Source organism: Natrinema marinum (assembly GCF_024296685.1).
In the GTDB taxonomy this organism is placed as follows: Archaea; Halobacteriota; Halobacteria; order Halobacteriales; family Natrialbaceae; genus Natrinema; species Natrinema marinum.
On record NZ_CP100763.1, the window covers coordinates 2,156,662 to 2,173,874 of the forward strand.

The 17,213-nt window shown below is 66.8% G+C and carries 20 protein-coding genes; 10 read left to right on the top strand and 10 right to left on the bottom strand.

Annotation, left to right across the window (positions count from 1 at the left end; translation table 11 throughout):
• Positions 1–12 precede the first annotated feature (12 nt).
• The 3 genes from NKH51_RS10710 (at position 13) to NKH51_RS10720 (ending at position 1,891) form a co-directional block, all read left to right on the top strand.
• A complete protein-coding gene (locus tag NKH51_RS10710) occupies positions 13–336 on the top strand; it encodes an MTH1187 family thiamine-binding protein (RefSeq protein WP_254761671.1) in 324 nt (107 codons plus the stop codon).
• Positions 337–437: 101 nt separating this feature from the next.
• Entirely contained in the window at positions 438–1,370 is a 933-nt protein-coding gene (mch, locus tag NKH51_RS10715) for a methenyltetrahydromethanopterin cyclohydrolase (RefSeq protein WP_254761672.1), read from the top strand.
• 2 nt (positions 1,371–1,372) lie between these two features.
• Positions 1,373–1,891 carry a double winged helix-containing putative transcriptional regulator gene (locus NKH51_RS10720; RefSeq protein ID WP_254761673.1) on the top strand — a complete coding sequence of 173 codons (519 nt, stop codon included), beginning with the start codon at positions 1,373–1,375 and terminating at the stop codon, positions 1,889–1,891.
• A 17-nt stretch (positions 1,892–1,908) separates the two neighbouring features.
• Here NKH51_RS10720 and NKH51_RS10725 read toward each other — a convergent pair whose 3' ends face one another.
• The 3 genes from NKH51_RS10725 to proC are packed head-to-tail and all read right to left on the bottom strand — an operon-like array spanning position 1,909 to position 4,841.
• The gene (locus tag NKH51_RS10725) at positions 1,909–3,246 is read right to left on the bottom strand and encodes a glutamate-5-semialdehyde dehydrogenase (RefSeq protein ID WP_254761674.1); all 1,338 of its coding nucleotides are present in this window, start codon (positions 3,244–3,246) and stop codon (positions 1,909–1,911) included.
• Positions 3,239–4,072, bottom strand: a complete 834-nt coding sequence (gene proB / locus NKH51_RS10730) for a glutamate 5-kinase (RefSeq protein WP_254761675.1) — start codon at positions 4,070–4,072, stop codon at positions 3,239–3,241. Before proB ends, NKH51_RS10725 begins: the two co-directional genes overlap by 8 nt.
• Positions 4,065–4,841, bottom strand: a complete 777-nt coding sequence (gene proC / locus NKH51_RS10735) for a pyrroline-5-carboxylate reductase (RefSeq protein WP_256527458.1) — start codon at positions 4,839–4,841, stop codon at positions 4,065–4,067. The genes proB and proC overlap by 8 nt, the downstream gene beginning before the upstream one ends.
• 176 nt (positions 4,842–5,017) lie before the next feature.
• On the opposite strand from proC, the gene NKH51_RS10740 reads away from it, so the two are divergent.
• Together NKH51_RS10740 and NKH51_RS10745 are read left to right on the top strand one after the other, a co-directional pair.
• Positions 5,018–5,725, top strand: a complete 708-nt coding sequence (locus NKH51_RS10740) for a hypothetical protein (RefSeq protein ID WP_254761676.1) — start codon at positions 5,018–5,020, stop codon at positions 5,723–5,725.
• 127 nt (positions 5,726–5,852) lie between these two features.
• Positions 5,853–8,252 carry a PAS domain S-box protein gene (locus NKH51_RS10745; protein WP_254761677.1) on the top strand — a complete coding sequence of 800 codons (2,400 nt, stop codon included), beginning with the start codon at positions 5,853–5,855 and terminating at the stop codon, positions 8,250–8,252.
• A gap of 82 nt (positions 8,253–8,334) precedes the next feature.
• Here the strand turns inward: NKH51_RS10745 and NKH51_RS10750 are convergent, their stop codons facing one another.
• Together NKH51_RS10750 and NKH51_RS10755 are read right to left on the bottom strand one after the other, a co-directional pair.
• The gene (locus NKH51_RS10750; RefSeq protein WP_254761678.1) at positions 8,335–8,733 is read right to left on the bottom strand and encodes a carboxymuconolactone decarboxylase family protein; all 399 of its coding nucleotides are present in this window, start codon (positions 8,731–8,733) and stop codon (positions 8,335–8,337) included.
• Between the two features lie 233 nt (positions 8,734–8,966).
• Positions 8,967–10,622: a GTPBP1 family GTP-binding protein gene (locus NKH51_RS10755; protein ID WP_254761679.1), complete on the bottom strand. Its 1,656-nt coding sequence runs from the start codon at positions 10,620–10,622 to the stop codon at positions 8,967–8,969.
• 190 nt (positions 10,623–10,812) lie between these two features.
• On the opposite strand from NKH51_RS10755, the gene NKH51_RS10760 reads away from it, so the two are divergent.
• Positions 10,813–10,989, top strand: coding sequence for a hypothetical protein (locus tag NKH51_RS10760; protein ID WP_254761680.1), 177 nt, complete (start codon positions 10,813–10,815; stop codon positions 10,987–10,989).
• 14 nt (positions 10,990–11,003) lie between these two features.
• Entirely contained in the window at positions 11,004–11,279 is a 276-nt protein-coding gene (locus tag NKH51_RS10765) for a hypothetical protein (protein ID WP_254761681.1), read from the top strand.
• Here the strand turns inward: NKH51_RS10765 and pyrF are convergent.
• Positions 11,276–12,079 (bottom strand): orotidine-5'-phosphate decarboxylase, encoded by an 804-nt coding sequence (pyrF, locus tag NKH51_RS10770; protein WP_254761682.1) that lies wholly within the window; start codon positions 12,077–12,079, stop codon positions 11,276–11,278. The two genes, NKH51_RS10765 and pyrF, sit on opposite strands and share 4 nt — an antisense overlap.
• 306 nt (positions 12,080–12,385) lie before the next feature.
• On the opposite strand from pyrF, the gene NKH51_RS10775 reads away from it, so the two are divergent.
• A complete protein-coding gene (locus NKH51_RS10775) occupies positions 12,386–12,652 on the top strand; it encodes a hypothetical protein (RefSeq protein WP_254761683.1) in 267 nt (88 codons plus the stop codon).
• 19 nt (positions 12,653–12,671) lie between these two features.
• On the opposite strand, the gene NKH51_RS10780 is transcribed toward NKH51_RS10775, so the two are convergent.
• The 4 genes from NKH51_RS10780 to NKH51_RS10795 all read right to left on the bottom strand — a co-directional run bounded on the left by NKH51_RS10780 (position 12,672) and on the right by NKH51_RS10795 (position 15,827).
• Entirely contained in the window at positions 12,672–13,091 is a 420-nt protein-coding gene (locus NKH51_RS10780; RefSeq protein ID WP_254761684.1) for a VOC family protein, read from the bottom strand.
• Between the two features lie 225 nt (positions 13,092–13,316).
• On the bottom strand, positions 13,317–14,000 hold the full coding sequence (locus tag NKH51_RS10785) for a haloacid dehalogenase type II (protein WP_254761685.1): 684 nt from the start codon (positions 13,998–14,000) through the stop codon (positions 13,317–13,319).
• A gap of 92 nt (positions 14,001–14,092) precedes the next feature.
• Positions 14,093–15,184, bottom strand: coding sequence for an AI-2E family transporter (locus NKH51_RS10790; RefSeq protein WP_254761686.1), 1,092 nt, complete (start codon positions 15,182–15,184; stop codon positions 14,093–14,095).
• A gap of 136 nt (positions 15,185–15,320) precedes the next feature.
• A complete protein-coding gene (locus tag NKH51_RS10795; protein WP_254761687.1) occupies positions 15,321–15,827 on the bottom strand; it encodes a hypothetical protein in 507 nt (168 codons plus the stop codon).
• A 94-nt stretch (positions 15,828–15,921) separates the two neighbouring features.
• On the opposite strand from NKH51_RS10795, the gene NKH51_RS10800 reads away from it, so the two are divergent.
• Entirely contained in the window at positions 15,922–16,623 is a 702-nt protein-coding gene (locus NKH51_RS10800) for an SDR family NAD(P)-dependent oxidoreductase (RefSeq protein WP_254761688.1), read from the top strand.
• A gap of 80 nt (positions 16,624–16,703) precedes the next feature.
• On the top strand, positions 16,704–17,201 hold the full coding sequence (locus tag NKH51_RS10805; RefSeq protein ID WP_254761689.1) for a cation:proton antiporter regulatory subunit: 498 nt from the start codon (positions 16,704–16,706) through the stop codon (positions 17,199–17,201).
• Positions 17,202–17,213: the final 12 nt, after the last annotated feature.

Sequence of the window (17,213 nt, forward strand, 5' to 3'; positions counted from 1 at the left end):
TTAGCTGGCACCATGACGATAGTCGCGCTGTTGAGCGTCGCACCGGTGATCGAGGGCAGCATGGCGGGCGAAGTCGCGAAGGCGGTCGACGCGCTCGAGGAATACGACGTGAGCTACGAGACGAACCCCATGGGGACGGTGATCGAGGCCGAGACGGCCGACGAGCTGTTCGCGGCGGCGCAGGCGGCCCACGAGGCTGTCGACGCCGATCGGGTGAGTACCGTCCTGAAGATCGACGACAAGCGAGCACGCGACGCGCGCGCGTCGGAGAAGGTCGACGCCGTCGAGGAGCACCTCGGTCGGCCGGCCCGGAACTCCGGCGGTACCGACGAGTAGCGGGTCGGGAGACGGGGAGACGGGCAGACGGCCACTCCCGACGACCACCGGCAGAATCCCAACGGACAAACTGTTTTACCACGGAGGCTGAATCCCGTCGCATGGAAAGTCTCAATCGGATGGCGATCGAGCTGGTCGACGAGGCCCTCGATTACGCCGAGGAACTCAATATCGGTGGCTACGACCTCGAGAACGAATCGACGGTACTCGACTTCGGGCTCGAGTTCGATGGCGGGATCGAGGCCGGCCTCCTGTTGACGGAGATCCAGACGGCGGGGATGGCGACGCCGAGCTACGAACTGGGCGACCTCGGCGGCGCGTCGATTCCCTACGTCGAACTCTCGACGGACCAGCCGGCGCTCTCGCTTCTGTGTTCCCAGAAGGCCGGCTGGGAGCTGACCACCGACGATTTCGAGGGACTCGGCAGCGGCCCGGCGCGAGCGCTAGTGGCCGAAGAAGACGAGTTCCGTCGCATCGGCTACACCGACGCGTTCGATCTGACGGCGCTTGCCGTCGAGACCGACGAGGAGCCGACCGAAGCCGCGGCCCAGCAAGTCGCCGACCTCGCCGAGGTCGAGCCCAGCAGCGTCTTCCTGCTGGCCTACCGGACCGCGAGCATCGCCGGCAGCATCACGAACGCCGCCCGTGCCGCCGAACTCGCCACGTTCCGACTCGCCGAACTCGGCTACGATCCGCTGGACATCGTCTCGGCGACCGGGCGCGCGCCGGTCGCACCCGTCGCGGGCGACGAACGGACCGCCATCGCCCGGACGACCGACGCCATCGCCTACGGCGGCCGAGCCCACCTCACCGTCCGCGAGGACGCCGGCGTCTTCGACTCGGTGCCGTCGACGGCCGCCGAGGACCACGGCCGGCCGTTCGGCGCGGTCTTCGACGACCTCGAGTGGGACTTCGCGGAGGTCCCGTCGGACCTCTTCGCGCCCGCGACGGTGACGATCGACGTGATCGGCGGCCCGACCTACGTCCACGGCGAGACGGACGAGGACCTGCTCGTCGACTCCTTCGACCTGTAGCCGTGCGGTTCAAGCCGGTCCCCGAACCGCCCGACGATCTCGCGTTCGTCGAAACGGTCCACCTCGCCCTCCCCGAGACGGCCGGCGCGGTCGATGATTGTTGTGCCCACCTCCTCGAGGAAACCTCCATCGTCGACCGCGACGAGGCGGCGACGTGGCTCGTCTTTCTGCGCGCGCTCGAGCTCGCGGCCGAGGAGCCGGCTGGCTATCGACGGCGCAGGCCGGGGCCGGGCGACGCGGCTACCGCGCTCGAGCGCGACCGGCTCCGTCGAGCGTTTCGAGAGCGCGTTGCGGGAGCCGAAGCGGTGCTCGCCGCGCTCGACGGTTCCGATCGGCCGCTGACGGCCGCAGCGGTGGGCGATGCGCTCTGCGAGGATGGATCGAACGGCGAGCAACGCCCCCGGCGACATCGTATTCGAGACGATCGGGTCGAGCGCCTCCTCGAGTGGGCGGTGCTGCTCGGGTTGGCCGAGCGAGCCGAAAGTGGATACCGTCTCGCGCGTGGGCGCGAGGAGAACTGAGAGGGGAGCGGAAGCGTCTATTCGTCGGAGAGCCGACCGGGCGACCACTCGCCGTCGAACTCCCGGTGCGTGTACGGCTTCGCGTCCTCGCCGGCGTAGGTGGCGACGAGCTGGCCGTCGCCCTCGAGGTGGTACTTGTAGGTCGTCAGCCCCTCGAGGCCGACGGGGCCGCGGGCGTGGATCTTGCCCGTGCTGATGCCGACTTCCGCGCCGAGGCCGAACCGGTAGCCGTCGGCGAAGCGGGTCGAGGCGTTGTGAAAGACGCTCGCGGAGTCGATGCTGCGCATGAAGGTGCTCGCACGATCGGCGTCCTCGGTGACGATCGAGTCGGTGTGCTTCGAGCCGTGGGTAGTGACGTGGTCGATCGCCGCCTCGAGCGAGTCGACGACGCGGATCGAGACGATCAGGTCGCCGTACTCGGTGTCCCAGTCGGCCTCGGTCGCGGCCTCGACGTCGACGATCTCGCGGGTGGCCTCGTCGCCGCGGATCTCGACGCCGGCGGTCTCGTAGCGGTCCGCGATAGCCGGCAGGAACTCCTCGGCGACGGCCTCGTGGACCAGCAACGTCTCGACGGCGTTGCAGACCGCGGGGTACTGGACCTTGGCGTCGAAGGCGATGTCCTCGGCCATCGAGAGGTCTGCGTCGTCGTCGACGTAGACGTGACAGATACCCTCCGTGTGGCCGAGCACGGGGATGCTCGTGTTGTCCTGAATGTAGCCCACGAACGCGGAGCTTCCGCGCGGCATGAGGAGGTCGATCGCGTCGTCCATCTCGAGGAGGGCGTCGACGTCCTCGCGGGCCTCGACGTGCTGGGCCCAGCCGTCGGGGATCCCGGCGTCGGCCGCGGCCTCCTCGATGATCTCGAACAGGATCCGATTCGAGTGGAGGGCCTCGCTGCCACCTTTGAGGATCACCGCGTTGCCCGATTTCAGGGCCAGCGACGCGATCTGGACGAGCGCGTCGGGACGGGACTCGAAGACGGTCCCGACGACGCCGATGGGGACGGCGACCTTGTACAGTTCGAGGTCCTCGTCGAGTTCCCGCGCGGCGAGGGTCTGTCCGAGGGGGTCGTCCTGGTCGGCGACGCTGCGGACCATCTCCGCGATGCTCTCGATCTTCGACGCCGAGAGCTTCAGTCGGTCGACCAGCGCCTGCGTGTACTCGCCTTCCTCGAGTAGCCGCTCGCCCTCTTCGACGTCCCGCTCGTTTTCCGCGAGGATCTCGTCGGTTCGGGCCTCGATCGCGTCGGCGATCTCGTGGAGCGCGCCGCTTCGTTCCTCGTCCCCCAGTTTCGCGAGTTCGAGGGCCGCATGCTGTGCCTCTTCGACGTCTCGTTCGATGTCGGTCTCAGTCATCGCTCACACCGTTGATGGGGACGAATACGGTCCCCACGGGTTTGGCAGTAGCGATCTTCTCGAGCACGTCGTGCTCGGTCGACTTCGCGATGACGGCCGGAATGCCGTGTTCGCTCACGTCGCGTGCGCCCTCGACTTTCGTCTGGATGCCGCCGAAGCCGTCGGAGGTCGTCTCCGTGATGATCTCCTGGACCGTATCGTAGTTGGTGCCGACCGCCTCGATACGCTTGGCGTCGTCGTCCTCTTTCGGGTTGCCGGTGTAGACGCCGCCCACGTCGGTCAGCGTCACCAGCAGGTCGGCGTCGACGCCCATCGTCGCGGCCGCCGAGAGCATGTCGTTGTCGCCGATGCGGATCTCCTCGGTCGCGACTGCGTCGTTCTCGTTGATGATCGGGACGACGCCCCAGTCGAGCAGCGTCTCGATCGTGTTCCGGAAGTTCGTGAACCGTTCGGGATTCTCGAGGTCGTGTTGGGTCAACAGCAGTTGAGCCACCTTCCGGTCGTACCGGTCGAAGCTCTCGGTGTAGCGGTGCATGAGGTGGCTCTGGCCGACGGTCGACAGCGCCTGGGACTCCTCGACGGTTCCGGTCGGTTCGCCGATCCGTCCGGTTCCGGCCCCGATCGCGCCCGACGAGACGAGGACGACCTCCTTGCCCCGCGAGAGCAGATCCTCGAGGTCGTCGACGAGTTTATCGAGCTTCTCGTCGTCGAGATTGGAGTCCGCGTCGGTCAGGGAGTTCGTCCCGGCCTTGACGACGACCCGTTCGGCGTCGGCGGCGAGCCGCCGCGCTTCGTCGACGGCCACCTCCTCGAGTCCGTTACTCATCGTCGAGCCCGGCCGCGAGTTCCGCGGAGCGTTCTTCGGCCGCCGTCACCGCCGCAGCGACGGTTTCCTGGACGTCGCTGTCCCAGAGGACCTCCATCCCCTCGATGGTCGTCCCGTTGGGCGAGCAGACGGCGTCGATCAGGTCCTCCAGGTCCTCCTCCGATCGGAGGACGGTCTCGGCCGCGCCCTTGAACGTCTGGGCGGCCAGCGTCTCGGCGTCGGCTTCCTCGAGTCCGCCCTCGACGCCCGCCTCGGCCATCGCCTGAATGAGATAGAAGACGAACGCCGGGCCGCTGCCGTTGACGGCCGTCGCGATGTCCATCTGCTCCTCGTCGATCTCGGCGAACTCGCCGACGTCTGCGAGCAGTTCGCGCACGTCGTCGGGCACGTCGTCGCCGGTGACGGCCGCGGCCATGTCCCCCGTCTCGGCCGCGAGGTTCGGCATGATTCGGACGACGTTCGCGTCGGTCCGGGCTTCGACGTAGTCCGTCGAGACGCCGGCGGCGATAGAGAGAAGCGTCTGGTCCGGCGAGAGCTCGAGACCGGAAAGCACCGCGCCGACGATGTCCGGTTTCACCGCGACGACCACCACGTCGGCGTCGGCGGCTTCCGATACGTCCGACGTGGTCCGCTCGCAGTAGTCGGCGACCGACTCGAGGGCGTCGGGGTCGAGGTCACACGCGGTCACCGTGTGAGTCCCGGCCCGGTCGAGCCCCTTGATGAGGGCGCTCCCCATGTTTCCGCAACCGATAACGCTCGTCTGTACCATCTTGTCTAGAGGAACGAACCGAGGCGGACATACCAACTTTGGTTTCGATCGATGTTCAACAGCCGAGTTCGACTTCGGCGATCGGCCGGCCACACCGGCGGCTGGTGCGCGCGATCTTCACTCGCTGCAACTCCTCCAGAGCCTTAGGTTACATCTGGTGGTACGAGTGTGCCAAGATGAGACGACGACGTATCGTCAAAGCGGCTGCGTTAGGAGGCATCACTCTCCCGCTCGCCGGCTGTACGAATCGGTCGGCCGAGGGGAACGGTGACGCCGGCGAGAACGACGGGAACAGTACGGAAAGCGATGGAAACGGTGCGGGAACCGAGCAAGAAGCGGACGAATCGAACGGGGCCGACCGACAGGAGTTCTCCGGAAACGGATCGAAAGCGGTCGACGGCGTCTCTATCGACGGCGGTCTCGTCATCGTCGACGCCGCACACGAAGGGGCTGGTGACTTCCAGGTCCGCCTCGTCCCCGGAGACGACGAGGCCAGCGAGCTGTTCGCCGATTCGTCGGGCGCGTACGCCGGGCAGACGGCACGGCACGTCGACGGCGGAACGTACCAACTCAGCGTCGTCGCCGGCGGCGACTGGGAAGTGACCGTCGGCCAGCCGCGTCCGACCAGCGGCGAACGCCCACCGATCTCCCTCAGTGGCTCCGGAAACGAAGTCCGCGGGCCATTCGAATTCGACGGCACCCACCGACCGTCGGGCGACCACGGCGGGGAGCGCATCAGCGTCAACATCCTCTCGCCGACCGGCGACGCCCGCGCGTTCGTGTTCCACGAGGACAGCATCGATAACCCGCCCGCGTTCGAGTACGAGGGGATCGGCTACATAGAGATCAAATCCGACGGCGAGTGGTCGGTCGAGATCGAGTAGTCTCGCTGCGGCCGTTTGCCGCCGAGGAGCTTGTCACCGGACGAATCGGTGGTCGGGCAGTGACGCTCTCCTCGTACGGAGCCGGACCAAGAAGTTTTACCCCTCCCGACTCGTCGTAGTGACGAGAATGGAATCGCCCTCGTCGACCGACGCGGAACTCCAGACGCGGATTCGCCAGCAGGAGGTCGTCGCCGATCTCGGCCAACGGGCGCTGGAGACGGGGGACATCGACCAGCTGATGCACGACGCGTCGGCCGCCGTCGCCGACACGCTGGGCGTCGAGTACTGCAAGGTCCTCGAGTTACTCCCCGACGGGGACGAAATCCTCCTGCGCCAGGGCGTCGGCTGGCAGCCGGGCCTCGTCGGGACGGCGACGGTACCGACGGACCGAGACTCGCAGGCGGGATACACGCTGCTCTCAGAAGAGCCGATCATCGTCGACGACTTAGAACGCGAGACGCGCTTTTCGGGCCCCGATCTTCTGATCGATCACGACGTGGTCAGCGGCATCAGCGTCGTCATCGGCTCGATCGACGAGCCGTGGGGTGTGCTGGGAACCCACACGACCGAGCGCCGCGAGTTCACCGACCACGACGCGAACTTCGTCCAGAGCGTGGCGAACGTCCTCGCGGCGGCGATCGACCGGGCGGAGACGGACCGGCGGCTCCGCGAGCGCGAGGCCGAACTCGAGCGGTACCGGACCTACACCGACGACATCCTGAACGCGGTCGACGACATGTTCTACGTCGTCGACGAGACGGGGACGTTCCAGCGGTGGAACGAGGCGCTGACCGAGGTCACCGGCTACTCCGACGCGGAGCTCGAGTCGATGCGCCCGCCGGCGCTCGTCGTCGAGGACGACCGAGAGGCGCTCGTCGACGGGATTGAGGAGATCTACGAAACGGGACGCGCACGCGTCGAGGTCGATATCCTGACCAGCGACGGCAGGGAGATACCCTACGAGTTCGTCGCGGTGCAACTCGAAAACCCCGACGGAACGCGGGTGCTGGCCGGGATCGGGCGGGACATCAGCGACCGGAAGGAACACGACCGAGAGCTGGCGAAGTACGAGACGATCGTCGAGACGATGGACGACGGCATCTACGTCAAAGACGAGGACGGTCGGTTCACGACCGTCAATGAGGCCTACGCGGAGCTGACCGGGTACGACCGCGAGGAACTGCTCGGCGAACACGCCTCGCTCGTCGTCGACGAAGACACGATCGCGCAGTCGAAGGAACGATTGCAGGCGCCGGACGAACAGGTCGAGACCCCGCCCGTCGAGGCAGAACTCGTGAGAGCCGACGGCACTCGCGTTCCCGCAGAGGGGACCTTCGCGACGATCGAGACCGACGACGGCGACCGCGAGGAGGTCGGCGTCGTCAGGGACATCACGGAGCGGAAACGGCGCGAACGGGCCCTCGAGGAGTCCGAACGCCGATATCGAACCCTCGCGGAGAACTTCCCCAACGGCGCGGTCGGCATCTACGACGAGGAGCTCCGGTACACGCTGGCCGGCGGGGCCCTCCTCGGCGAGCGCCTGCCCAGCGCGGCCCGTCTCGAGGGCGATCGTCTCCCCGAAATATTCCCCGCGGAGACGGTCGCGGACCTCGAGTCGCTGTTTCGCGCCGCCGTCGAAGACGGCACGACCGACAGCACGACGACGGCGTTCAACGGCCGTAACTGGCGGGTGTGGGTGGCACCGCTCCGAGACGGCGACGGCGAGATCATCGCGGGCCTGAGTTTCGCCCAGGACATCACCGAGCAGGTCGAGCGCGAGCGGCGACTCGAAGAGTTGGTCGACCGACTCGAGGTGTCGAACGAGCGGTTAGAGCGGTTCGCGTACGCGGCCTCCCACGACCTACAAGAGCCCCTGCGGATGGTGACGAGTTACCTGCAGTTGCTCGAGAAGCGCTACGGCGACGCCTTCGACGAGGACGGCGAGGAGTTCCTCGACTACGCCGTCGACGGGGCCGAACGGATGCGCGAGATGATCGACGGCCTGCTCGCGTACTCCCGCGTCGAGACGCGGGGCGATCCGTTCGAGCCGACGGACCTGAACGCGGTCCTCGACGACGTCCGCGCGGACTTGCAGGTCCGGATCGAGGAGAGCGACGCCGAGATCACGGCCGCTGACCTCCCACACGTCGAGGGCGACGCCAGTCAGCTCCGGCAGGTGCTCCAGAACCTGCTGTCGAACGCGATCGAGTACAGCGGCGACGAGCCCCCGCGGGTCCACGTCGACGCCGAGCGGCGAGGCGAGCAGTGGGTGATTTCGGTCGACGACGAGGGGATCGGCATCGCGCAGGACGACCACGAACGGGTGTTTCGGGTGTTCGATCGCCTTCACAGCCGCGAAGTAAACGACGGAGCGGGGATCGGCCTCGCGCTCTGCGAGCGCATCGTCGAGCGCCACGGCGGCGAGATCTGGGTCGACTCCGCGCTCGGTGAGGGGGCGACGTTTTCGGTCACGCTCCCCGCTGTGGGTGAGCGAGCGGGCAACGACGAGGGCGAAAGCGATCGGTAACACTGGCGGACCGCCCCCCAATCGCGCTCTCAGACCCCGCGAGTCGAAATCATCGGCCGAAAAATAACCGACCGACCGCCGGTCAGTCGCCGACCGCCGACTGCTGTTCTTTCACGTGTTCGACGATCTCCGCCGTCTCGGAGACGAACGCCTCGTGGTCGACTTCCGCGCCGTGCAGCACCGACGAGAACAGTCGCACGTTGCCGGCGACCGCGATCGCCTCCTCCAGTTCCGGTTCCGTCACCCCCTCGAGTTTCGCTTCTTCCCGGTGGAAGTGCGTGCAGTACGGACACTGGATGGCCGCCGCCGCGCTGACCGCGGCGAGGGCCTTCTCCCGTTGCGCGAGCTCGGTCTCCTCGAGTTCGAGGTCGCGGACGATCCCCCAACTGTGGTCCGCAGCCGGCTCCGGCATCGCCTCGAGCCAGCTCGGGACCCGCCCGAGATACGCTTCGATTTCCGTTTCCGTCTCAGTAGATACCATATGTCTCCCCCTCTGGGTTTCGCACTCGTCACCGATGCGTCGGGCTCTCGGAACGACGGTGGAAACCCGTCAGTTCGAACGGGTCGAAGCGAAATGAACCTCACACACTAGGATTTGATACGGAACGCGATGAATTTGACACCACTCCTCCTAACGACACGGCCAATCCGAACCGGATTCAGCCGCCGGAGAGTACCCCCGCGTCGCGCGACGAAGACTGACCTGGGCGCGGCTCAGTCTATCGGGTGAACGTCGGTCACCGTCCCGACGCCCTTGCTGCGACCCTCGCGGAAGACGAACTTCTGGCCCTCCTCGACGAGGTACGGCCGGAACTTGAACCGGACGGTGGTCTCCCCCGTATCGCCGGGCAGAAGCCGGCCGTCCTCGGGGTAGAACGCCGCGGCCTCGCCGATCGTCTCGAGGTGGACGACGGGTTCGTACCCCTCGCCGATGCGGGTCGGGTGGTTGAGCACCATGACCTCGGCTTCGAACTCGCGGACGGGATCGGGGTCAGCGTCGCGGGGCAACAGGACCATCCCGCGCTCGATGGCGCTTTCTTTGATCCCCTTGAGGGCGATACCGACGATCCGGCCCGCCTGAGCCTTGTCGACCCGGTGGTAATGCATCTCGATCGAGCGGACCTCGACCTCCTGAAAGCGGCCGTCCGACATCGGGCCGATCAGGAGTTCGTCGCCGGCTTCGACCTCGCCGGCCATCACCGTCCCGGAGGCGACCGCGCCGACGCCGGTCACCGAGTAGCTGCGGTCGACGTACATCCGGAACTCGCCGGCGTCGTGTGCGGTCTTGGGGAGCCGATCGAACAGTTCGTCCAGCGTCTCGAGGCCGTCCATCGTGATCGCGCTCGTTTCGACGATGGGGACGACTCGCTCGCTGACCTCCTCGACGGCGGCATCGACGCCGTGGCGGGAGACGCGCAGCGGCGACTTGTCGACCTCCCGGAGAAGCCGCTCGACCTCGCGTTCGACCTCCTCGATGCGCTCGTCGCTGACGGTGTCGGTCTTCGTGATCGCGACGATCGTCGGAAGATCGGTCGCGAGCAAGACGCCGAGGTGCTCTCTGGTCGTCCGCGTCGGGCCGTCGTCGGCGGCGACGACCAGCAGCCCGTAGTCGAGCTTCTGGCCGACGAGCCCGCGGATCGTCGTGCGGAGCCAGGGCTCGTGGCCGACAGTGTCGACGAACGAAACGAGCCGGTCTGCCTCCTGAACGACTTCCGCGCGGTCGGCCTTGCGATTCGGGTTCCGGACGCGGACCGGCCCGTCGTCGTCGAAACCGTAGACCGCGTAGGACAGATCCGCGGAGAGGCCCCGCTCGACCTCGTGGGGCTGGACGTCGAGGAACGCGCGGGTCGCCCCGTCGCCGTCGTCGGCTTTGCCCGTGACGAGCGACCCCACCAGCGTACTCTTGCCGTGGTCGACGTGGCCGGCGGTGCCGACGACGACGTGTTCGTCGTCCGTCTCGAGGACGCCACCCTCTCGGACCTGGGCGACGCCGACGAGCCCACGCTCGGACGTCGCCGACGTCCGATCTGCGTCGGACTCGACGGCGTCCGAAACCCCGTTGATCCCCCACGTCTGGACGTCCTCGATGTGCGCGTCGGCCTCCTCGGCCAACAGCGAGAGGACATCCATCGTCTCGGAGAAGGTGTCGGGATCGACGCCGGCGAGGCCGCCGTCGTCGGTGACGCCGACGACGTACGTCGCCTCGCCGTCGCCGGACAGCAGGCGGTGGCGGAGTTGTGCAGCTAGACTCTCCCGTCGGCCACCCTCGAGGTGGACATCTCGTGACAGGCGTTCCTTGAACTCGACGTTGCCACCGTCCTGTTCGCCACGGTCCAGGGCTCGCTCGAGGAGAGCCCGGTCACGGCTCATATCCCCTGGTAAGAAGGCACACGGCAAAAGCCTTCGCGTCTTTTGACAATGTTTGTCATGGTACAACTGTAGCGTCGCGGAAAACTACCGCGCTCCCCGTTCGACGGCCGATTTCGAGCGTCGGAACGGCCGACGACGGACCACGACTGCCGGGCTCGGTTTCAAGCCGCTCGAGCGCGTACGTCGGGCTATGAGCGTCAGCGGCCTCTGTCAGATCTGCGAATCACGCCCCGCACAGGAGCGGTGTCCCAACTGCGGCACGCTGGCCTGTGAGCAGCATTACGACGGCGAACTGGGGCTCTGTGCCGACTGCGCCGCACAAGCCAGACCCGGGCAGTCCGAGGACGTGGACATCAACCGATTCTAACGCGCTGAGCCACGATGACCTCCATCCGCGACCTGCTCGGCGAGTCCCTCAGCGTCGGCGAGACCTATCGCCTTCGGCTCGAGAAGCGCGACGGCCGCCTCGTCGCTGACCACCCAAACGAGGCCAGCCCGATGGATATCGCCGTCGTCGAGGGGGTGGATCGGCTCGAGGAGCGACCGCCGACGGAGCCCGTCGCGGTCGAGATCGTCGGACGGGTGGTCGACGATCGGATCGCGGGTCGGGTGGTCGACGGCGCTGCGAAATCGGACGGCGGCGACGCGAGTCGCTAGTTCAACCGGTACCGATTGAGCCGCTTCTTGAGCCGCTTCGCGGCCTGACCGCTGGCGCTGGCGAATTCCTCGCCGTCGTCCTCCCCGGCAAAGATAATCCCGCGCGAGGAGTTGACGAGGCCGACCCCGTTCGCGAGGCCGTGCTCGACGGCCGCCTCGGCGTCGCCACCCTGCGCCCCGATGCCGGGCACGAGGAAGGGCAGATCGGGCACCTGCTCGCGCAGGTCCTCGAGCTCTTTGGGCTGGGTCGCGCCCACGACGAGCCCGACGTTGTCGTTTTCGTTCCAGAGGTCCGCCAGCGCGGCGACCCGCTCGTAGACGGGCTCGCCGGTCTCGAGTTCCAGGTCCTGGATGTCCGCGCCGCCGGGGTTCGAGGTCCGACACAGGACAAAGACACCGGACTCTTCGTCCGCTAAAAACGGCTGCAGCGAGTCGCGACCCATGTAGGGGTTGACCGTGATCGCGTCGACGGTCTCGAGCAGTTTCGCGTACTGGCGGGTCGTGTTCCCGATGTCGGCGCGCTTGGCGTCGAGCAGGACGGGCACGTCCTTGCCGTGGGCGTAGGCGATGGTCTCCTCGAGCGCTCGCCAGCCGTCAGGGTCCTCGTAGAACGCGGCGTTAGGCTTGAAGACGGCGGCGTGTTCGTGCGTGGCGTCGATGATGCGACGGTTGAACGCCCAGCGCGGGAGGTCGTACTCCTGTAAGTGGTCGGGGATGCGCGACGGGTCGGGATCGAGGCCAACGGAGACGATGCTGTCGACCGTTCGGATACGGTCGTGCAAGCGGTCGAAGAAGTTCATGGCGGGAGTGTCCGCGCGACGGTCGAAAAGGTTGCTATCCTGCCGACCGAGGAGACTCCGACAGCACCGGCAGACCGAGTCGTCGATCGAAATCGGCTCTCGGCGACCGCCTCGAGTCGGTGCTAGGTATTGTCAACCACTGGACCGAACGGGGGCCGAGCCGCCCGTCCACGCTCCGAATCGTGACCGATATCGGCCTCGAGCGGTCCGAAAATCCCGGTATCGGCGGCTGACGCTCACGATCGGCGGCGACTTCCAAATATTTTAGACAGTAACTACTTCGGTCATATGCTGGTTGCCCACGGTATGGAAATTCGACAGCGCGTAACGGCGGTTTCGCGTCGCCTTCGCGACGGGGTGCGGTCGGCGGCCGGGGGGAACACCGAGACGAACACCGACGAGACGGACCGCGACGACCGCGGGACACGAGACGGTGTCGCGGACTCGGTTGGCAATCTCTTTCACTGCTCGCGGTGCAGCGCCGTCTACATCGCCACCGACAAGCGCGTCTGCTCGGAGTGTGAAGAAGAAGTCGAGCAGGTGCGATCGACGCTGGCCTGTCGAGGGCCCTAAGCGTCGGTCTCGTCTCGAATTACGCCTCGAGCAGTTCGATCAGGTTCCCCTCGGGATCTCGCAGGAACAGGATTTTCGTGCCGGTCTCGGTCGTCCGCGGCTCGCTGATCGTCGGCACGTCGTCGGGCAGCGTTGCGGCGAATCGGTCGAGATCGTCGACCGAGAGCCCGACGTGTGTCGCGCCCGGCTGGTTCAGCCCCGCCGCGGGAGAGCCGCGCGCCTCGGGGTCGTACTCGACGAGTTCGATCCGCGTCCCGTCGGCCTCGAGGTGGGCAAACTCGGCGCTTGCGCCCTCGACGCCGACGGCGTCGGCAAACGCTTCGCCGCCGACGCTGAACCGGTCGGCGACCGAGAGGTCCAGGGTGTCCCGGTAGAACGCGAGCGTCTCCTCGAGATCGGTGACGGTGATTCCGACGTGATGGGCGCTGAGAGTTGCCATGAGCGTGACTCGTTCGAGCGCGAGCAAAAGCGCTTTTGTCTGGTCCGTTCGGCGGAGCCGCGGCCGGACGCCTCGGCGGATCGGAACTGAGGGAGAGCCTCCATATGTGCGGACGACCTGCTCAGTCATCGATCCGTCGCCGCGGCTCGGCGTCGATCACACCTGCAATGCATCGGTGGCACGCGGTCACGGGCCGAGACGAATCGGCGGGACCGAGTCACCGAGTCAGACACCGAGTTCGGCCGCGAGGTCGTGGAAGCGCTCGATCGTCAGATCCGGCTCGCCCGCGACCGGCTCCCACGGCCGGCCCTTGCGATCGACCCACGCACCCTGCATGCCGGCGTGTTTGGCCCCCATCACGTCGTACCAGCCGGCGGTGACGTGGACGATCTCGTCGATCGGCGTCCCGGTTCTGCCGGCCGCGTGGCGGTAGAGATCGGCCGCGGGCTTGTACGTCTCCACTTCGTCGGCGCTGATCGCGTCCTCGAGGAGGTCGCCGATATCGGCGTGGTCGATCATCGACGACAGCATATCGGGGTCGCCGTTCGAGACGACGTAGCAGTCGTAGCCGCCCTCGCGCAGGCGCTCGATGCCGTCGCGAACGTCGTCGAACACGTCGAGTTCGTGGTAGACGGCCAGCACCTCGTCGCGCTCGGCTTCGGTGACATCGGCGTCGAACACCTCGAGCGCGTACTGGAGCGCGTCGCGGTTCATCTCGTAGAACGGCTGGTAGGCGTCGACGTGGTTCGCGACGAGCGTGTACTCGAGCGAGCGCAGCCGCCACAGGGTCGAGATCGGTTCGGGATCGGCGACGTGATCGGCGAGCGCGCGGACGGCTGCGTCGACGTCGACGAGGGTGCTGTAGGAGTCGAACGTGATCGTCTGCACGCGGTCGGGATCGAACGTCATGGGGCAGACTGTCGGCTCGCGTCGTGATAGTACCCACGCGCCGTGGTAGCTCGTCGTCCGGGGGTGGGCGTTGCGACGGCGGTCGGTCGCGGTCACGATTCCAGAAACGTGCTGGCGAGGTCGGGGAAGCGCTGGTCGGCGAAGTGGACGGCGAGAACGACGACGATCGGGCCGAAGAACAGCCCCCACCAGCCGAAAGCGAGCGTGCCGAGGAAGTAGCCTAGCAGGACCAGTCCCATGTGGACGCCGCTTCGCGCGGACAGGTACGATCGCGCGAAGAAATCGGGGATAGTGTCGACGACGACGAACGTCAGCACCAAGAAGGCAACCGGGTGCCAAAACGGCGTCGGCGTCGCCACTGCGGCGCCGACCAGGAGCAAGCCGTACGGAACGTAGACGATTTTCATGCCGACTGCCGGAACCAGCGTCCCGATCCCGATGAGCAACGAGAGCAGAATCGGTGTCGCGACGACGGCCCCGCTCGAGGAGAGGACGTTGAGCCCGTAGAACGTGACGGCGGCGACGCTGGCCGCAACCGCGATAACCGCGAGATTGCTGACGAACACGGTCTCGAGGTCGTCGTCGACTGACTGGGTGTACGAGATGATGCCGTCGTCGTGGTCGATGCTCTCGTAGAACCATCGTCGCAACTTCTGGTCGTCCCGGAGCAGGTAAAAGAGGAACGTGAGCATGAGAAAGAACTGGGCGAGGATCGAAAAGGCGGTCCCCACGATCGACCGTAGCTGTCCGACGACGCTCGGCACGCCCTGACGGAGGGCGCTGCCGATCGAGCCGCCGGCTCCGCCCGTGATCGTCTCCCGAAGCCGACCGATGTTTCCCTCCTTGGCCAGCCGCAGATACGGCTGGAAGAGCGACCGGTACGCCTCGAGGTCGCTCGCGGCGAGGAACTGATCGAGTTCCCTGAGCGCGACGACGACCGCGTAGGCGACGACGGCCAGCATGGGGACGATGACGAACAGTATCGTGGCAGTCGCCGTCACGTTCGGATGGTCGACGTACCGCTCGAGGTGGCGGTAGAGCGGACGCGTCGCGTAGTAGACGAAGATCGCGAAGAGAAACGCCCCGAAGTATCTGTAGAGGGCGAGTCCGATCAGCGCTACGAGGACGACGCCGAGCACGACCCAGACGACGCGCTTGCCATCCCATTCGTCGAACACGCCCATGGTCTACTACACGGCCACGACTGGCAAAAACGCCGGTCTTGCCATCGAATGCGGTGATCGACGCGTGACTGTCGGGACGTAGTGACAGTCGTCCTGACGACGGATATCGGGACTGCCTGCGAGCCACCGGGTCGGGTCACTCGTCGATCTCGATCGGGTTCGGGAGCGGATAGAGGGTCGGGACCGTCTCGTCCTGCTCGACGGTCCGGACCGTTCGTCCGTCGACTGTGACGACGAAATCGGGCGCTGAGAGGGCTGTCGCGACGGTGAGACGGCTCTCGGCTCGGCAGCCTTCGGCGAGGGATTTCCCCCGATCCGTCTCGGTCGTTCGGAGCGCGATCTCGTAGGTGTCGGTCGATCGCCGGACGACATCGACATCCACCTCGGTTCCACGGGGATGGACGACCGTGGCGTTCAGCGTCGTCGTCCACGCCTCGCCGTTCGCGACGACGTGGAGCCAGCCGTCGTTCGCTCGCGGGCCGTCGTAACAGGACGGGCCGACGCTCGTGTAACTCGTCGGCGGGTCCGAGGCGTCCGGAGCCGATGCGTCGGAACTCATCACGATCCCGCCGACGACGCCCCCGATCAGCAGACCGACGACGAGGCCGAGAAGCAGCGGTCTCGACGGCGGAAAGTCGATCATCGACTCGAGCTAGGGATTCTGGTTAGTAAACATATCTGTTTTCCGACCCGACGGCGACACCCACCGTTTTGGGGATCGGCCCCGTCCGAGGGGTATGACGCGAACGGCCGTCATCGCCGGCGTCGGTCCCGGCCTCGGTGCATCGCTCGCGCGCAAATTCGTCGCCGAAGGCTGCGAAGTGGGACTGTTCGCCCGCTCTGCGGACTACCTCGAGGAACTCGCGGACGAACTCGGTGACGACGCCCTCGCGGTCCCGACGGACATCACGGACCCCGAGGCGGTAGCGGCCGGGTTCGAGGCAGTCCGCGATGCGTTCGGTCCCGTCGATATTCTCGTCAATCACGCCAGCGGCGGGTCCTGGTCGGGTCTGCGGGACATCTCGCTCGAGGCGTTCGAACGCGCGGTGCAAACGTCGGCCGCCGGTGCGCTGCTGTGCTCCCAAGAAGCCGTCGGCGACATGCTGGCCGGCGATGGCGGAACGATAGTCTTCACCGGCGCGACCTCGGCGGTCCGCGGCCGCGGCGGCGCGATCGGGTTCAGCGCGGCCAAGTTCGCCGTTCGGGGGATGGCTGAATCCATGGCCCGTGAACTCGGCCCCGAGGGGATCCACGTCGCCCACGTCGTGATCGACGGCGGGATCGAGACACCCTCGGTCCGCGAGTCCCGGCCCGACCGCGACGAAGCGGCGTTTCTCGACCCAGACGCCATCGCCGACTCCTACTGGCACCTCGTCGAGCAGGATCGGTCGGCCTGGACGCTCGAACTCGATCTCCGGCCGTACGTCGAGGAGTTCTGAGCCGTGCCCCGCCCTCCGGGCGAGCGCCTCGTCGGGGCCGAGGACGCCATTTTATTAGCGCAGCCTCGCTCGGTTCCAGTATGACCATCTACGAGAGCGACCTCCCCGGCGTCGGCAAGAAGTTCGAGGTCGAACTGGACGACGGCGAACGGCTCGTCATCGTGACCCACAACACTGGCAAGCGAGAGGTGTATCTGAAAGCGAACCCGGACGCGGACGGCGACAAGCTGTTCGAAGTCTCGGACCAGCTCGCCCGGAAGATCGGGACGATTCTCGAGGGAGCGTACTTCCAGCCGGTCGAGACCGAGCAGGTGGAGACGATGCTCGGCGACGACACGTTCCTCGAGTGGTACGGCGTCACTGGCGAGTCCGATATCGCCGGCGAGAGCCTCGCCGACGCGCGAATTCGCGAGCGGACGGGCGTCTCTATCGTCGCGATTCAGCGCGGCGACAACCTGATCTCGCCGCCGACGCCGGAGACGACCATCGACGCCGGCGACACGCTGGTCGTCATCGGCGACCGGGAGGACTGCGCCCAGTTCGAGGAGTTGCTCGGCGGCGGGACCGAATCGGAGTGATCGAGGCGCATG

What these genes read in the sequence shown, in the direction of transcription:
- NKH51_RS10710 (WP_254761671.1), top strand. Translation starts at nt 13, where the DNA reads ATGACGATAGTCGCGCTGTTGAGCGTCGCACCGGTGATCGAGGGCAGC.
- mch (WP_254761672.1), top strand. Translation starts at nt 438, where the DNA reads ATGGAAAGTCTCAATCGGATGGCGATCGAGCTGGTCGACGAGGCCCTC.
- NKH51_RS10725 (WP_254761674.1), bottom strand. Translation starts at nt 3,246, where the DNA reads ATGACTGAGACCGACATCGAACGAGACGTCGAAGAGGCACAGCATGCG.
- proB (WP_254761675.1), bottom strand. Translation starts at nt 4,072, where the DNA reads ATGAGTAACGGACTCGAGGAGGTGGCCGTCGACGAAGCGCGGCGGCTC.
- proC (WP_256527458.1), bottom strand. Translation starts at nt 4,841, where the DNA reads ATGGTACAGACGAGCGTTATCGGTTGCGGAAACATGGGGAGCGCCCTC.
- NKH51_RS10740 (WP_254761676.1), top strand. Translation starts at nt 5,018, where the DNA reads ATGAGACGACGACGTATCGTCAAAGCGGCTGCGTTAGGAGGCATCACT.
- NKH51_RS10745 (WP_254761677.1), top strand. Translation starts at nt 5,853, where the DNA reads ATGGAATCGCCCTCGTCGACCGACGCGGAACTCCAGACGCGGATTCGC.
- NKH51_RS10750 (WP_254761678.1), bottom strand. Translation starts at nt 8,733, where the DNA reads ATGGTATCTACTGAGACGGAAACGGAAATCGAAGCGTATCTCGGGCGG.
- NKH51_RS10755 (WP_254761679.1), bottom strand. Translation starts at nt 10,622, where the DNA reads ATGAGCCGTGACCGGGCTCTCCTCGAGCGAGCCCTGGACCGTGGCGAA.
- NKH51_RS10760 (WP_254761680.1), top strand. Translation starts at nt 10,813, where the DNA reads ATGAGCGTCAGCGGCCTCTGTCAGATCTGCGAATCACGCCCCGCACAG.
- NKH51_RS10765 (WP_254761681.1), top strand. Translation starts at nt 11,004, where the DNA reads ATGACCTCCATCCGCGACCTGCTCGGCGAGTCCCTCAGCGTCGGCGAG.
- pyrF (WP_254761682.1), bottom strand. Translation starts at nt 12,079, where the DNA reads ATGAACTTCTTCGACCGCTTGCACGACCGTATCCGAACGGTCGACAGC.
- NKH51_RS10775 (WP_254761683.1), top strand. Translation starts at nt 12,386, where the DNA reads ATGGAAATTCGACAGCGCGTAACGGCGGTTTCGCGTCGCCTTCGCGAC.
- NKH51_RS10780 (WP_254761684.1), bottom strand. Translation starts at nt 13,091, where the DNA reads ATGGCAACTCTCAGCGCCCATCACGTCGGAATCACCGTCACCGATCTC.
- NKH51_RS10785 (WP_254761685.1), bottom strand. Translation starts at nt 14,000, where the DNA reads ATGACGTTCGATCCCGACCGCGTGCAGACGATCACGTTCGACTCCTAC.
- NKH51_RS10790 (WP_254761686.1), bottom strand. Translation starts at nt 15,184, where the DNA reads ATGGGCGTGTTCGACGAATGGGATGGCAAGCGCGTCGTCTGGGTCGTG.
- NKH51_RS10795 (WP_254761687.1), bottom strand. Translation starts at nt 15,827, where the DNA reads ATGATCGACTTTCCGCCGTCGAGACCGCTGCTTCTCGGCCTCGTCGTC.
- NKH51_RS10800 (WP_254761688.1), top strand. Translation starts at nt 15,922, where the DNA reads ATGACGCGAACGGCCGTCATCGCCGGCGTCGGTCCCGGCCTCGGTGCA.
- NKH51_RS10805 (WP_254761689.1), top strand. Translation starts at nt 16,704, where the DNA reads ATGACCATCTACGAGAGCGACCTCCCCGGCGTCGGCAAGAAGTTCGAG.